The organism is Herbidospora sp. NBRC 101105 (assembly GCF_030269205.1).
Lineage (GTDB): Bacteria > Actinomycetota > Actinomycetes > Streptosporangiales > Streptosporangiaceae > Herbidospora > Herbidospora solisilvae.
In genome coordinates this window covers 718,039-731,244 of record NZ_BSSX01000001.1, presented here as the reverse complement: position 1 = coordinate 731,244, position 13,206 = coordinate 718,039, and the positions used below count along the sequence as shown (strand labels likewise).

12 protein-coding genes are annotated in these 13,206 nt (G+C 72.0%); 3 read left to right on the top strand and 9 right to left on the bottom strand.

Going from position 1 to position 13,206, the window contains the following annotated elements:
* Positions 1 to 770: 770 nt before the first annotated feature.
* The 3 genes from ftsL to mraZ form a co-directional block, all read right to left on the bottom strand.
* On the bottom strand, positions 771 to 1,289 hold the full coding sequence (gene ftsL, locus QSK34_RS03385; RefSeq protein ID WP_285579728.1) for a cell division protein FtsL: 519 nt from the start codon (positions 1,287 to 1,289) through the stop codon (positions 771 to 773).
* An 8-nt stretch (positions 1,290 to 1,297) separates the two neighbouring features.
* Entirely contained in the window at positions 1,298 to 2,257 is a 960-nt protein-coding gene (rsmH, locus tag QSK34_RS03380; protein WP_161480071.1) for a 16S rRNA (cytosine(1402)-N(4))-methyltransferase RsmH, read from the bottom strand.
* Between the two features lie 284 nt (positions 2,258 to 2,541).
* Positions 2,542 to 2,973, bottom strand: a complete 432-nt coding sequence (mraZ, locus tag QSK34_RS03375) for a division/cell wall cluster transcriptional repressor MraZ (RefSeq protein ID WP_030450330.1) — start codon at positions 2,971 to 2,973, stop codon at positions 2,542 to 2,544.
* A 410-nt stretch (positions 2,974 to 3,383) separates the two neighbouring features.
* Between mraZ and QSK34_RS03370 the strand changes: the two genes are divergently transcribed.
* From QSK34_RS03370 to QSK34_RS03360, 3 genes are read left to right on the top strand one after another with little or no spacing between them, the layout of a single operon-like run.
* On the top strand, positions 3,384 to 4,370 hold the full coding sequence (locus QSK34_RS03370; RefSeq protein ID WP_285579727.1) for an AAA family ATPase: 987 nt from the start codon (positions 3,384 to 3,386) through the stop codon (positions 4,368 to 4,370).
* 11 nt (positions 4,371 to 4,381) lie between these two features.
* Complete coding sequence (locus QSK34_RS03365) at positions 4,382 to 5,620, top strand: DUF58 domain-containing protein (RefSeq protein ID WP_285579725.1); 1,239 nt, start codon at positions 4,382 to 4,384, stop codon at positions 5,618 to 5,620.
* Positions 5,620 to 8,178 (top strand): transglutaminase TgpA family protein, encoded by a 2,559-nt coding sequence (locus QSK34_RS03360; RefSeq protein WP_285582017.1) that lies wholly within the window; start codon positions 5,620 to 5,622, stop codon positions 8,176 to 8,178. Before QSK34_RS03365 ends, QSK34_RS03360 begins: the two co-directional genes overlap by 1 nt.
* An 87-nt stretch (positions 8,179 to 8,265) precedes the next feature.
* Here the strand turns inward: QSK34_RS03360 and QSK34_RS03355 are convergent, their stop codons facing one another.
* From QSK34_RS03355 to QSK34_RS03330, 6 genes are all read right to left on the bottom strand, one after another.
* A complete protein-coding gene (locus tag QSK34_RS03355) occupies positions 8,266 to 8,664 on the bottom strand; it encodes an SCO2097 family morphological protein (protein WP_030450334.1) in 399 nt (132 codons plus the stop codon).
* A 156-nt stretch (positions 8,665 to 8,820) separates the two neighbouring features.
* Positions 8,821 to 10,059, bottom strand: a complete 1,239-nt coding sequence (locus tag QSK34_RS03350) for a DNA polymerase IV (RefSeq protein WP_285579722.1) — start codon at positions 10,057 to 10,059, stop codon at positions 8,821 to 8,823.
* Between the two features lie 336 nt (positions 10,060 to 10,395).
* Complete coding sequence (locus QSK34_RS03345; protein ID WP_285579720.1) at positions 10,396 to 11,091, bottom strand: methyltransferase domain-containing protein; 696 nt, start codon at positions 11,089 to 11,091, stop codon at positions 10,396 to 10,398.
* 60 nt (positions 11,092 to 11,151) lie between these two features.
* Positions 11,152 to 11,562: a transcription antitermination factor NusB gene (gene nusB / locus QSK34_RS03340; protein WP_161480075.1), complete on the bottom strand. Its 411-nt coding sequence runs from the start codon at positions 11,560 to 11,562 to the stop codon at positions 11,152 to 11,154.
* On the bottom strand, positions 11,562 to 12,122 hold the full coding sequence (gene efp / locus QSK34_RS03335) for an elongation factor P (RefSeq protein ID WP_030450338.1): 561 nt from the start codon (positions 12,120 to 12,122) through the stop codon (positions 11,562 to 11,564). The genes nusB and efp overlap by 1 nt, the downstream gene beginning before the upstream one ends.
* Positions 12,123 to 12,152: 30 nt before the next feature.
* Positions 12,153 to 13,190, bottom strand: coding sequence for a M24 family metallopeptidase (locus QSK34_RS03330; protein ID WP_285579716.1), 1,038 nt, complete (start codon positions 13,188 to 13,190; stop codon positions 12,153 to 12,155).
* Positions 13,191 to 13,206 lie beyond the last annotated feature (16 nt).

The following is a 13,206-nucleotide window of genomic DNA, read 5'->3' as shown; positions in this document are numbered from 1 at the left end:
CCGGCGCGGCGGCCCGTCCCCGTCCCGCCCCCGAACCGGCCGCTCCCCGGGCCGCAACGGCCTCTCACCGGGCCGGATGGGCCTCTCACCAGGGCGCGACGGCCTGCCCGCGCCGTCCCGCCCGCGGACGCCCTCACGAAGCGGCCCGCCGGAAGGACGGCCGTCACGAAGGGACCCTTTGGAGGGACGTCCGTCACGAGACGGCCCATCACGAAGCGGACCATCACGAAGCGGACCGTCGGCGGTGCGACCGCCGTCACGAGACGGCCCGTCGCCGGCCTGTCCGCCCGCACGGGAACGCCCGCCGGCGGAGCGCAGGTCGTCTCTGGACCGCCCGTCTCCCGGACGGCCCCCATCGCGAAACCGGCCCCCGCCGTCGCGCGCTCTCCCGGCGCCCTCACGGCCCTCGTCGCGAAGCCCGGAGTCGCCACCGCGCCCGCCGTCAGGCGATCGGGCCCCGCCGTCACCGGCAGGCCCCCTGGTACGCGAACGCGCGCCGCCGTCGGCGGGGCGGCGGTTGTCGCGGGGCGGTTCGGGGCGGTCGTCGTCGCGGCGGCGTGGGTCGTCGGACGGGCGGCCCTTGCGGGGGGCGCCGCGTTCGGTGTCGGCCTCGCGGGGGCGGCCGGCGTCGTCGGGGCGCCGGGGGCGGCCCGGTCCGTCGGCGCGGCCCGGGTGGGAGCCCGTGCCCGAGGCGCGGCGGCCGTCGCGTGGGCCCCGGTCGCCGGGGCCACCCGGCCGGCCCGGGGACGGTGGGCGGCCGCCGCCACTGCTCACTGCTCGCTGCTCCCCGTCTCCGAAGCGTCCGCCGCGCCGCCGGGCTCGGTGCGGCCCGACGCGGTGGGCTCGGCGTCGTCGACCGCCGGCGTGTGACCGCCGCCGACCCACTTGGGGGCCGACTGGTCGGGCGAGACGCCGTGCTGGACGGCGCCCTTGGCGACCGCGTCGGGCTGGCGGGCGTCGCGGATGCGGCCCTTCTCGGCCTCGGCCTGCTGGCGGAGCTGCTCGTTCACGCGGCGCAGCTCGTTGTGCTTGAACGAGTCCTGCGCCAGCACGGTGTTGAGCAGGAGCAGGCTGACGAGACCACCGCCGAGCAGGCCGACGACGAGCATGACGAAGGGAGCCCGCGGCGGGCGCCGCCGTTCGGAGGGCGGCTGCGGCGCGCGCCGCGCGACCGGGACCTCTGGCCGCTCGACCGGGCGGGCGTGGGTCACGGGGCCGCGCGGACGGCGGCGGACGTCGGGCTTGGCGCCGGGCTTGGCGCCGGTCTTCGGGTCTTTCAGTGGGCTCATCGTTGGCCTCATCCCTGGCGGATCCTCTCTGCCGCCCGCAACCGGGCCGAGGCGGCCCGCGGGTTGCGGGCCAGCTCGTCGTCGTCGGGGAGCTCGGCTCCCCTCGTCAGGTGGCGGAACCGGGGCTGGTGAGCCTCCAACGGGACCGGCAGCCCCGGAGGGCCGGTTTCCCTGGTTCGCGCCGCGAGGACCTGCTTGGTGAGCCGGTCCTCCAAGGAGTGGTAGGAGAGCACGACCACGCGCCCGCCCACCGCGAGCGCGTCGAGCGAGGCGGGCAGGGCCACGTCGAGTGCGGCCAGCTCCGCGTTCACTTCGATGCGCAACGCCTGGAATGTTCGTTTCGCCGGATTGCCGCCGGTGCGGCGGGTCGCGGCGGGGATCGCCTCGCGCACGAGGTCGGCGAGGCGTTTGGTCGAGGTGATCGGCTCGACGGCCCGCTCCTTGGCGACCCGCTCGGCGATGCGCGCGGCGAAGCGTTCCTCGCCGAAGTCGCGCAGCACCCGGGCCAGGTCGCGGGGCTCGTAGGTGTTCACCACGTCAGCGGCGGTCAGCTCCTGGTCGCGGTCCATGCGCATGTCGAGGGGCGCGTCGTAGGAGTAGGCGAACCCGCGGTCGGCCTCGTCGAGCTGCGGCGAGGAGACGCCGAGGTCGAACAGCGCGCCGTTGATGACGGGGTGGCCGCTGTCGGCCAGCACCCGCTCCAGGTCACTGGAGACGGCGCGGACGATGGTCGTGCGGGCGGCGTAGGGCGCCAGCCGTGCGGTGGAGTGTTCGATGGCGAACGGGTCGCGGTCGATGCCGATGAGGTGCACGCCGGGATGGGCGGCGAGGATCGCCTCGGCGTGACCCCCGAGGCCCAGGTTGGCGTCGACGACCACCGGGGACGGCCCGGTGAGCGCGGGAGCCAGCAGCTCCAGCACACGGCCAAGCAGCACCGGAACGTGCCCACCGGTGTTCTGGTCGGTCATTCGTCGTACACCCCCATGAAAAGAAGGCAGGTCGTGGCTCGCGCTGCGGATCTGCCTCGAACAATGCCGCTTCTGGGCTCGCGGTCGCGGCGCCCCGTCGGCTAGACAGTCCCCACCCTCGGTCGACTGCGCCGCCGAGAACTATGGCGGAGAGCCGACCCGTCCGGCCAGGTCCCCATCCGCGGACCGCGTCTCGTGGCACCTGACACCGGGGAAGGTGCATCAGGTACCCGGCGGGCGGGTGGAGACCTCGCCGAACGTCACCGACGGGTCATTTCGAAAGGTCACAGGATCCCTGGCAACACCTCCTCGGAAAGGTCGGCGAATGCCTGCTCCTGGTCGGCGAGATAGGCCTCCCACGCCGGGGCGGCCCAGATCTCCAGCCGGGTGTTGGCGCCGATGACCACGCAGTCACGATCGAGCCCGGCGTACTGGCGCAGGCCGGACGGGATGGTGACGCGCCCCTGTTTGTCGGGGGTCTCATCGGAGGCACTGGCGAAGAAGACGCGGCTGTAGTCGCGGACGGCCTTGGCGGTCACCGGCGCGGTGCGCAAAGCCTCAGTGATGCGCTGGAACTCCTCTACGGGGAAGACGTAGAGGCAGCGCTCCTGGCCTTTGGTGATCACAAGACCCTCCGCCAGCTCCTCGCGATACTTCGCCGGCAGGAACAGCCGTCCTTTGTCATCGAGGCGCGGGTGGTGAGTGCCGAGGAACATCGGCGCCACCTCCCGTGCCATGGGGAACACGAAGCCCTACAGCCACGGTCCTCCATTGGGCTCCACCATACTCCACTTCTCTCCACCGTCAACTGATTCAAACGGTATGACGATCTCGTTTATCGGGCGTTTTCGCAGGTCAAATGCGGTGGTGCGAAGTGGGTCTCCGGAGCGGCGCGGGCGTGTCGCACTCACCGTCGTCAAAGGGAAGGCGTCAAGTCGCGGGCCCGGCGTGTCACGGAATCAGGACTGACGTACCACAGGATCCAGACCGCATAGCACGACACTGTGGGCAGTTCACGCTTCTTTCTGCACAAAGTCGCCGGAGAACCACGTGCGGCATAGTCTCGGTACACACAATGGATGGAAATGGCAAACCCCCAGCAATACGGCACGCCCTTGGAGGCCCGGTGGCAGTAACTCACGGCGTCGGTGACAAAGCCGGCTCGGAGAGTCTCAACGAGCTGGTCGAGACCGCGCACCGGATCCGGGACGCGATCGAATCCGTCATCGAAGGCAAGAGCGACGTGGTTCGGCTGACGCTGACCGTATTGCTCGCGGAAGGTCACCTTCTCATCGAAGACGTACCGGGTGTGGGAAAGACGATGCTCGCCAAGGCCCTGGCGAAGTCGATCGACTGCCCGATGCGCCGCGTGCAGTTCACCCCCGACCTCCTCCCCTCCGACATCACCGGTGTGAGCGCCTACAACCAGCAGACCCGGGAGTTCGAGTTCAAGCCCGGTCCGGTGTTCGCCAACATCGTGGTCGGCGACGAGATCAACCGGGCCTCGCCGAAGACCCAGTCGGCCCTCCTGGAGTGCATGGAGGAGCGGCAGGTGACCGTCGACGGCCTCACCCACCGGCTCGACGCGCCGTTCATGGTCATCGCGACCCAGAACCCCATCGAGATGGAGGGCACCTATCCCCTCCCCGAGGCGCAGCGCGACCGGTTCACCGCGAAGATCGCCATGGGCTACCCCGAGCCGGTCGCCGAGCTGGAGATGCTCGACGTGCACGGCGCCTCGCAGCCGCTCGACAAGCTGGAGCCGGTCGCCACCACCGCCGAGGTGAAGGCGCTGATCGAGGCGGTCCGCGCGGTCTACGTCTCGCAGCCGGTGAAGAAGTACGCCATCGACCTGGTCACCGCCACCCGCCAGACCCCCGACCTGCGGCTCGGCGCCTCCCCGCGCGCCACGCTGCAGCTGGTCAGGGCGGCCCGCGCGCACGCCGCGCTCTCCGGCCGTGACTACGTGATCCCCGACGACCTCCAGGACCTCGCCACGCCGGTCCTGGCCCACCGCCTGCTGCCCAGCATGGAGGCGCAGGGCCAGCGGCGGACGCCCGAGCAGTCGCTCGCCGAGCTTGTGCGCCGCGTCCCGGTGCCCGACACGAAGTAGGACTCCTTTCTATGACCGGACTCAGGGCGCTCACCGCCCGGGGCAGGTCGTTCCTCGCTTCCGGGATCGCCGCCCTGGTGTGCGCGTTCCTGCTCGGGGAGCACGACCTGATCCGGGTGGCGATCCTGATCGTCGCGCTGCCGCTGCTGGCCGTCATGGTGGTGGCGCGGACCCGTTACCGGCTGAGCTGCGCGCGCCGCCTCGACCCCTCCCGGGTCGAGGCCGGCAACGACAGCACGGTCACGCTGCGGCTGGAGAACGTGACCCGGCTGCCCACCGGCCTGCTCCTCGTCGAGGACACCCTCCAGTACGCCCTCGGCACCCGCCCCCGGTTCGTGCTCGACCGGGTCGAGGCCAAGGGCATCCGCGAGATCGACTACAAGGTGCGGTCGGACCTGCGCGGGCGCTACTCCATCGGGCCGCTGTCGGTGCGCATCACCGACCCGTTCGGGCTGGTCGAGCTGGCCCGCACGTTCACCGCGACCGACACCCTCGTGGTGACCCCGCAGGTCATCCCGCTGCCCTACGTGCGCCTGTCCGGCGAGTGGGCGGGCGGGGGCGACAGCCGGACCCGGTCGGTGGCGGCGGCCGGCGACGACGACGTCGCGCCGCGCGACTACCGGCAGGGCGACGACCTGCGCCGGGTGCACTGGCGCTCGACCGCGCGTTACGGCGAGCTGATGGTGCGGCGCGAGGAGCAGCAGTGGCAGAGCCGCGGCGCGCTCCTGCTCGACACCCGCCGGCCCGCCCACCGGGGCGAGGGGCCGCGTTCGTCGTTCGAGGTCGCGGTCTCGGCGGCGGCCTCCATCGGCGTGCACCTCGCGCACGAGGGACTCGGGCTGCGGCTGGTCACCGACCAGGGGCCGCAGCAGCTCGTGGAGGGCGGCGTGCAGGCCTCGCTGCTCGACACGCTCGCCGTGGTGCGCAACAGCCAGGCCCGCTCGCTCTCCAACGGCATCGCCGGACTCCGGCAGGGCGGCGGCGAAGGGCTGATCGTGGCGGTGCTCGGGGCGCTCGACCTCGACGACGCCCAGTCGCTGGCGCGGCTGCGGCACGGCCACATGACCGGCGTCGCGGTGCTCCTCGACGTCGCGACCTGGGAGGGCGGCTCGGACGGCGAGGTCTCCCCCGAACACGAGCAGGCGCAGGCGGTGCTGGCCGCGAGCGGCTGGCGGGTGCTGCGGCTGCCCGCCGGGGTGTCGCTGGCCACGGTCTGGCCCGACGCCGCGTACAAGAGGAGTGCCGCGTGATGCGACTGCCGATCGCCTCCGGGGCGGCCACCGGGGCCGTCGCGCTCACCCTTTATCCGTTGTTCTCCGAGGGCTCGTGGTTCTGGGCGACGCTCGGGATCCTGCTGTGCACGACGCTGGCCGCGACGCTGGTGTCGCGGTACGCCCAGCCCGCGTTCGCGGCGCCGGTCGGCATGGCGCTGGCGGCGATCGTGTTCATGACGGTCACCTTCGCCCGCGACGAGGCGTGGTGGGGGTTCATCCCCAACTTCGACTCCACCGCCCGGATCGCCGAGACGATGGCCGAGGGCTGGGACGAGATCCAGAAGTTCGCCGCGCCGGTCCCCTCGACCGGGGGCATCAGCCTGCTGACCGCGGGCGGCGTCGCGTTCATCGCGATCCTGGTCGACGCGTTCGCGGTGCGGATGCGCTGGGCGGCCCTGGCGGGCCTGCCGCTGCTCGGGCTGTTCACCGTCCCGGCCGCGGTGCTGAACGAGCCGATCGCCTGGCCCGCGTTCATCATCGGCGCGCTCGGGTTCGTCGGCCTGCTGGTCTCCGACGGGCGCGAACGGGTGTCCCACTGGGGCCGGGCCGTGCTGGTACGGCGTTCGCGGACGACCACCACCACCCCCGACGCGGGCAAGCTCGTCCTGTCGGGCAAGCGCATCGGGGTCACCGCCGTGGCGCTGGCCATCGGCATCCCGGCGCTGATCCCCACGCTGACGCCCAACCCGCCGTTCGGGTTCGGGGTCGGCAACGGCCTGGGGCCGGGCGGCCGCAACGTCGGCATCCCCGACGCCATCGCCAAGCTCAGCGGGCAGCTCTCGCACCCGGTGAACGCGCCGGTGCTGACCTACACGTCCAAGGACGACGTGCCGCGCTACCTGCGCATCTACTCGCTCGACGAGTTCGACGGGGAGCAGTTCAAGTCGAGCTCGCTGCGCGGGCGTCCCGAAGACCGGGTGAGCGAGAGCGTCATGCCGCCCGCGCCCGGCCTGTCGGTCACCACGCCGGGCACCCCCGTCGACCAGACCATCACGATCAGCGAGGACATCGAGGAGCTGCGCTTCCTGCCGCTCCCCTACCCGGCCACCCAGGTCATCGCCGACGGCGACTGGCGGGCCGACCGCAACACCCTCATGGTGTTCTCCACCGAGGACGACGCGGCCGGGCTCGAATACCAGGTCATCGGCAAGGACGTGCGGCCCACCCCCGAGATGCTGGACAACGCGCCGATGGCGCCGATCGACGTGCAGGGCCGTTTCCTGACGCTGCCGGCCGACATCGACCCAGCCGTCGTCGCGCTGGCCGAGGACGTCACCCGGGGCGCGGCCACCCCCTACCAGATGGCGGTGAAGCTGCAGGAGTGGTTCACCCGGACCGGCGGGTTCACCTACGACCTGGAGACGAAGGGGTCGGGGCTCGACGCGCTGACCGACTTCCTGCTGGTCGGCAAGTCGGGCTACTGCGAGCAGTTCGCCAGCGCCTTCGCGGTGATGGCGCGGGTGCTGGGCATCCCGTCGCGGGTGTCGATCGGCTACACCGGCGGCACGAAGTCGGAGGGCCGGTGGGTCGTCCGGACCCACGACGCGCACGCCTGGCCGGAGCTCTACTTCGAGGGCGCCGGCTGGCTGACCTTCGAGCCGACCCCGTCGGGCGGGTTCGGGCAGGCGACGGCGCGGGTGCCGTCGTACACGCTGCCGCAGTCGGACTCCGCCGAGCCGTCGCCCGGGGCCTCGGCCAGGCCCTCGGACGACCCCGCCGCCGCGCCGGGGGCGAGCAACCCGGCGCGCGGGATCGGCAACGCCGAGCGGGAGCTCGGGCCGACCGGTCTGCCGGCGGTCGAGGAGAGGTCCATCTGGGTGAACGTCGGCATCGGCGTCGCCGTGGCGCTGCTGCTGTCGCTGATCCCCGCCGTCATGCGCGCGGTGCTCTGGCTGTGGCGGCGGCGGGTGCTCAACCGGGCGGCGGCCGTGCCCGACGACGAGGTGCCCGTGGTGAAGCCGAAGAAGGACGACGACGACGGCTGGAGCGGCGGCGAGGTGATCGGCGGCGAGCCCGCCGACCGGCCCCTGTCGGTCTGGGCCGCCGAGGAGCCCGTGGCGCCCGAGCCCAAGGAGAACACCTTCGCGGCCCCGGCCGTGGAGGCCGCCTGGGCCGAGTTGTGCGACACCCTGGTCGACCTGGGCATGCCCAAGGCGGGCAGCGAGACCCCCCGGGCGCTCGGCCGGCGGCTGGCGGCGGCCTACCCCCTCGACACCGAGGCGGCCAGGGCGCTGACCAAGATCGCCACCAGCGAGGAGAAGCTGCGGTACGCCCGCACGCCCGGCGAGGTCACGCCCCTGGTCGACGACCTGAAGGCGGTCAGGCGGGGCCTGGCGGCGTCGGTGTCGCGGGGGCGGCGGATCGCGGCGGTGCTGGCGCCCATGTCGTCGCTGCTGCGGGTGCGCGGCCTCGGCGAGCGGGTGCTCGACGGGTTCGACCGGCTGGAGAACATCCGGCTGCGCCCGGCGCGCAAGGAAGAGGAGAGCGCGACCGCTGACGACGTGCTGGAGTCACAGGTCGGGTCGCGACGGTAACAGCGGAACAAACGAGCGGGCTCGGGGCGTGTCAGCCCCGGGCCCGCCGTGTTCGCGTGATTAGTGTGACAAGTGAAACCGCGGCGGCTAGCGCTCGTCGTTACGACGGCGCCAGCGCTCCTCCATGCGCTCCATGAAGCCGGGACGGCGCCCACGGCGGGCGGCCGGCCCCTGCTGCTGCGTGGACGTGGCGGAGCGGCTGTCGCCGTGGAAACCGTTCATGCGTTTCCAGCTGGACAGACCCCACAGACACGTCGCGAGCATGACCACAAAGCCGGCGACCCCGAGCCAGATGACGGTGGACACGACGCCGACCATCAGCAGGACGACGCCGAGTGCGAAGCCGATGGAGGCCTTCACCAGGCGGCGCTTGTAATGGCTGCGTGGGTCACTGATCCGGACGGTATTGGCCCACTTCGGGTCCTCGGCATAGAGGGCCTGCTCGATCTGGTCGAGCAAGCGCTGCTCGTGCTCAGACAGCGGCACGGCGCCTCCCAAGGACGGCCCCAAGACGGGGAAGACGGCAACGAACGAAGGATGTCCGAACCCTGCGGTCGGTTATCCCCAGAATACGAGTCTGTAGACGTGGGCGAAAGAAAACGGTCAGAACGTCCACAAGCGCGGTCCAATGCGGAGGTGACGTCATAGATCCATTGGACCAAACCGTTTTCGGACGAGCGAGGCGGGGCGGACCGCATCCGGTCCGAACCTCCGGATCGCCTTGTCCATGGCCTGTTCCGCCTCCCGCCAGCCGATCTCGCGGTCTCCCAGGCCGATTTGCCTGGTCGCCGTGTCTGCCGGGCGGAGGTTCTCCATCCGGACGCCTACGAGTCGCAGCCGCACTCTATCGAGACCTGCGGCCCTGTAGAGGTCGCAAGCGGTGGTATGTATCTCTTTCGCCACATCTGTGGCCTCTCGGAGGGTACGCGACCGCGTGATGGTCGTGAAATCGGACCGGCGCAGCTTCACGCTGACGGTCCGGCCGACGTAGCCGGCGGCGCGCAGCCGGGCGGCGACCCGCTCCGAGAGCCGGAGCAGCTCCCGCATGATCGTCTCGGGGTCGTCGACGTCGTGGGCGAAGGTCTCCTCGTTGCCGATGCTCTTGTCCGGGACGTGGGCGGTCACCCGGCGCTCGTCGCGGCCCCACGCCAGCGCCGCCAGATGGCTCCCCGCGGCCCCGAACTCGCGCTGGAGCGTGGCAACCGGCACCCGGGCCAGGTCGCCCACCGTTTTGATGCCCAGGCGCGTCAGGGCCTGCTCAGTGCGTTCGCCCACGCCCCACAGGGCGGCGACGGGCAGCGGATGGAGGAACTCGACGACGCCCTCGGCCGGGACGACCAGGAGGCCGTCGGGCTTGCACTGGCGGGAGGCGAGCTTGGCGACGAACTTGGTGGACGCGACCCCGACCGAGCAGGTCACCCCGAAGCGCTCGGCCACCTGGGCCCGGATCGCCGCCGCGATCTGAACCGGGGACCCCAGCCTGCGGCGGGCCCCGCCGACGTCGAGGAAGGCCTCGTCGACCGAGAGCGGCTCCACGAGCGGGGTGACCGCGTGGAAGATCTCGAAGACGCCCTTGGAGATCGCGCCGTATTTGCCGTGGGAGGGCGGGATGACCGTCGCCTGCGGGCACAGGCGCATCGCCCGGGTCATCGGCATCGCCGAGTGGACCCCGAACCTGCGGGCCTCGTAGGTGGCGCTCAGCACCACGCCCCGCGCCCCGGCGGCGCCGACGATCACGGGGGTGCCCTGGAGCTCCGGGCGCTCGATCAGCTCGACGGCGGCGAAGAACGCGTCCATGTCGACGTGGAGGATCGGGCAACCGGTGTCGTCGGCGACTTGGGCCGGGCCGGTGACCTGCGGCAACACCTGTTTCCTCGACATGGCGCGAGTCTAACCGAACGCCTGTTTGATTGCGCGGGCTCCGCCCGCGCGGGCCCGAGCGCTTTCAGCCGGCGTCTTCCCTCGTCGCTCCGGGTCGCTTCGCTCTCCTGCGCTCCTCAGTCCGGACACCGGCGCGCTCGGGCACAGCACGAGCAGACCTGCATGTTCACCCGACCCCTCGCCCCGGCCGACGCGCACCCACGGCCGGACCTGCCCGCTCGGCCGGACCGGCTCGTCGGCGAGTGGAGCGGGAGCGGGCGGTTGGCGCCGGGTGCGGCGCTTCCCGGGAGCGGTGGTCGGTGCCGGGGTGGGCGGAGCCGTAACGGAAAGAGGCTTTTAGCGGTGGGCCAAGAGGTGGATCCTGGTCGCGATGTCCCTCAGGACGGGGTGGGCGGTGGCGGCCCTTTCCAGCTCGATCAAGCCGTCCGGGTCGTCTTCGGCGAAGCGGCTGGGGACCAGGTCGGTGAAGACGCGGGCGCCCTGGACCTCGCCGACGGTGAAGCCGGCCTTGCTCAGGAGGGCCGCGAGGGCCTCGCCGGTGAAGCGGCGGGGGGTCGGGTCCTTCTCGCCCCAGGTGCCCGTCTCCAGCACGTCGCGGGCCTCGGCGAAGTTGCCGGCCAGGGCGCGGTGGATGGCGGTGGCGACGGGGTTGGCGGCCAGGACGCTGACCACTCCCCCGGGGCGGACGACCGTGTGGACCGACGCGAGGGCGGCCGAGGGGTCGTCGACGTATTCCAGGACGCTGTGGCAGAGCACCAGGTCGGCGCTGGCGGGCGGGAGGAGGTCGGCCAGGTCGCCGGCGTCGCCCTGGAGGCCGGTGACGGTCACGCCGGCCTCGGCGGCGCGGCGCTCCAGCGCGGCCAGCGAGTCGGGTGTGGGGTCGACCACGGTCACCGAGTGGCCCAGGCGGGCCAGCGGCACCGCGAACCCGCCGGTGCCGCCGCCGGCGTCGAGGATGTCGAGCGCGGATCTGCCGGCGATGACCGCCTGGAGCGACTCCCAGACGACGGCCTGCCGCGTGGCGTCACGCACGGTGATCCTCCGAAATGTCGACGACGGCGTAGGCACGCCAGCCTACGCCGCCGCCGGAGCTCAGAGCGTCAGGGACGGCTTGAGCTGCTTGAACCGGGCCAGCAGGCCGTTGACGAACTGGGGCGACTCGTCGGTCGAGAGCTCACCGGCGAGGCCCACCCACTCACTGATCACGACGCCCTCGGGCACTTCCTCGACCCAGAGCATCTCGTAGGTGCCGACGCGGAGGATGTTGCGGTCGACGGCGGGCATGCGCTCCATCGTCCACCCCTCCGCGTAGGTCGAGATGAGCTCGTCGATGCGGCCCAGCCGTCCGGCCACGCCCTCGACCAGGCTGATCGTGTACTCGTTGACCGGAGGCTCGGCCCGCTCGACCCGCTCGGCGAGGATGTCGAGCGGGTTGGTGTCACGTGCCTCGGCCTCGAAGAGGATGTCGAGCGCGCGGCGGCGCGCCTTCCCCCGGGCAGACATCAAGCGCGACCGAGGTAGTCGCCGGTCCGGGTGTCGACCTTGACCTTCTCGCCGGTGGTGATGAACAGCGGCACCTTGATCTCGGCGCCGGTCTCGAGCGTGGCGGGCTTGGTGCCGCCGGTCGAGCGGTCGCCCTGGAGGCCCGGCTCGGTCTCGGCGATCGTCAGCTCGACGGCGGCCGGGAGCTCGACGTAGAGGACGTTGCCCTCGTTGATCGCGACCGTGGCGAGCATGTTCTCGAGCAGGTAGTTGGCGGCGTCGCCGACGGCCACGCGGGAGACGTTGAGCATGTCGTAGGTCTCGGTGTCCATGAAGACGAACTCGTCGCCGTCCATGTAGGAGAACTGCATCTCGCGGCGGTCGACGGTCGCCACCTCGACCTTGACGCCGGCGTTGAAGGTCTTGTCGACGACCTTGCCCGACATGATGTTCTTCAGCTTCGTGCGGACGAACGCACCGCCCTTACCGGGCTTGACGTGCTGGAACTCCACGACGGACCAGAGGTCGCCGCCGTCGAGTTTGAGCACGAGTCCGTTCTTGAGGTCGTTCGTGGTCGCCACGTGAAGTCTCTTCTCCTGCGTGCGGGCCGCTCACAGGACGAGCAGCTCCCTGGTGGTGAGTGTGAGCAGTTCCGGCAATGGGTCACGCGTCACGAGCGTGTCCTCGATGCGCACACCGCCCAACCCCGGCAGGTAGACCCCGGGTTCGACGGTGATCGGAACTCGATCCTCTAGTCTACCGGTCCGGCCGGGGCCGAGAAACGGCTCCTCGTGGATCTCCAGGCCCACGCCGTGGCCGAGGCCGTGGCCGAAGCGGTCGCCGTATCCGGCGGCGGCGATCACGTCGCGCGCGGCGGCGTCGATCTCGGCCGCCGTCGCCCCCGGGCGGACGGCGGCGCGTCCGGCCGCCTGGGCGTCGTGGACGAGGGTGTAGATCTCGCGCTGCCAGCCGGACGGCTCGCCCAGGGCCACGGTCCGGGTCATGTCGGCGTGGTAGCCGGCGTACAGGGCGCCGAAGTCCATGGTGACGAGGTCGCCCCGCCGGACCGGGCGGTCGCCGGGCGAGTGGTGGGGGACGGCGCCGTTGGGGCCGCTCGCGACGATCGTCTCGAAGGCGGGGCGGTCGGCGCCCAGTTCCGTCATGCGCAGTTCGAGCATCCGGGCGATCTCGCGCTCGGTCATGCCGGCCGCGATCTGCTCGGCGACCAGCGCGAACGCCTGGTCGGTGAGGGCGCAGGCGCGGGCCAGGGCGGCGATCTCGGCGTCGTCCTTGACCGTTCTGAGGTCCTCGACGAGGCCCTCCGTGAGGGGCGCCCTCCCGCCCAGGCGGTGGTATTCGGCGACCGTCAGGTGGTGGGCCTCGACGGCGGCGCCGGGTTCCAGCAGGTCGCCGGCGACGTCGCGGGTCTCCTTGAGCTGTACGTCGCCGCCGAGCCCCCGGGCCGTCTCGATGTAGCGGGAGTCGGTCGCCAGGACCGCGCTCGCGTCGGCCCGCACCAGCACGGCGGCGTTGGAACTGGCCAGGCCGGTCAGGTAGCGCACGTTGACGGGCCGGGTGACCAGCAGGCCGGCGTGGCCGCCCTCGGCGAGGAGGGCGGCCAGGCGGGCGCGGCGTTCGGCGAAGCTCATGGTTGGAATGTAGGAC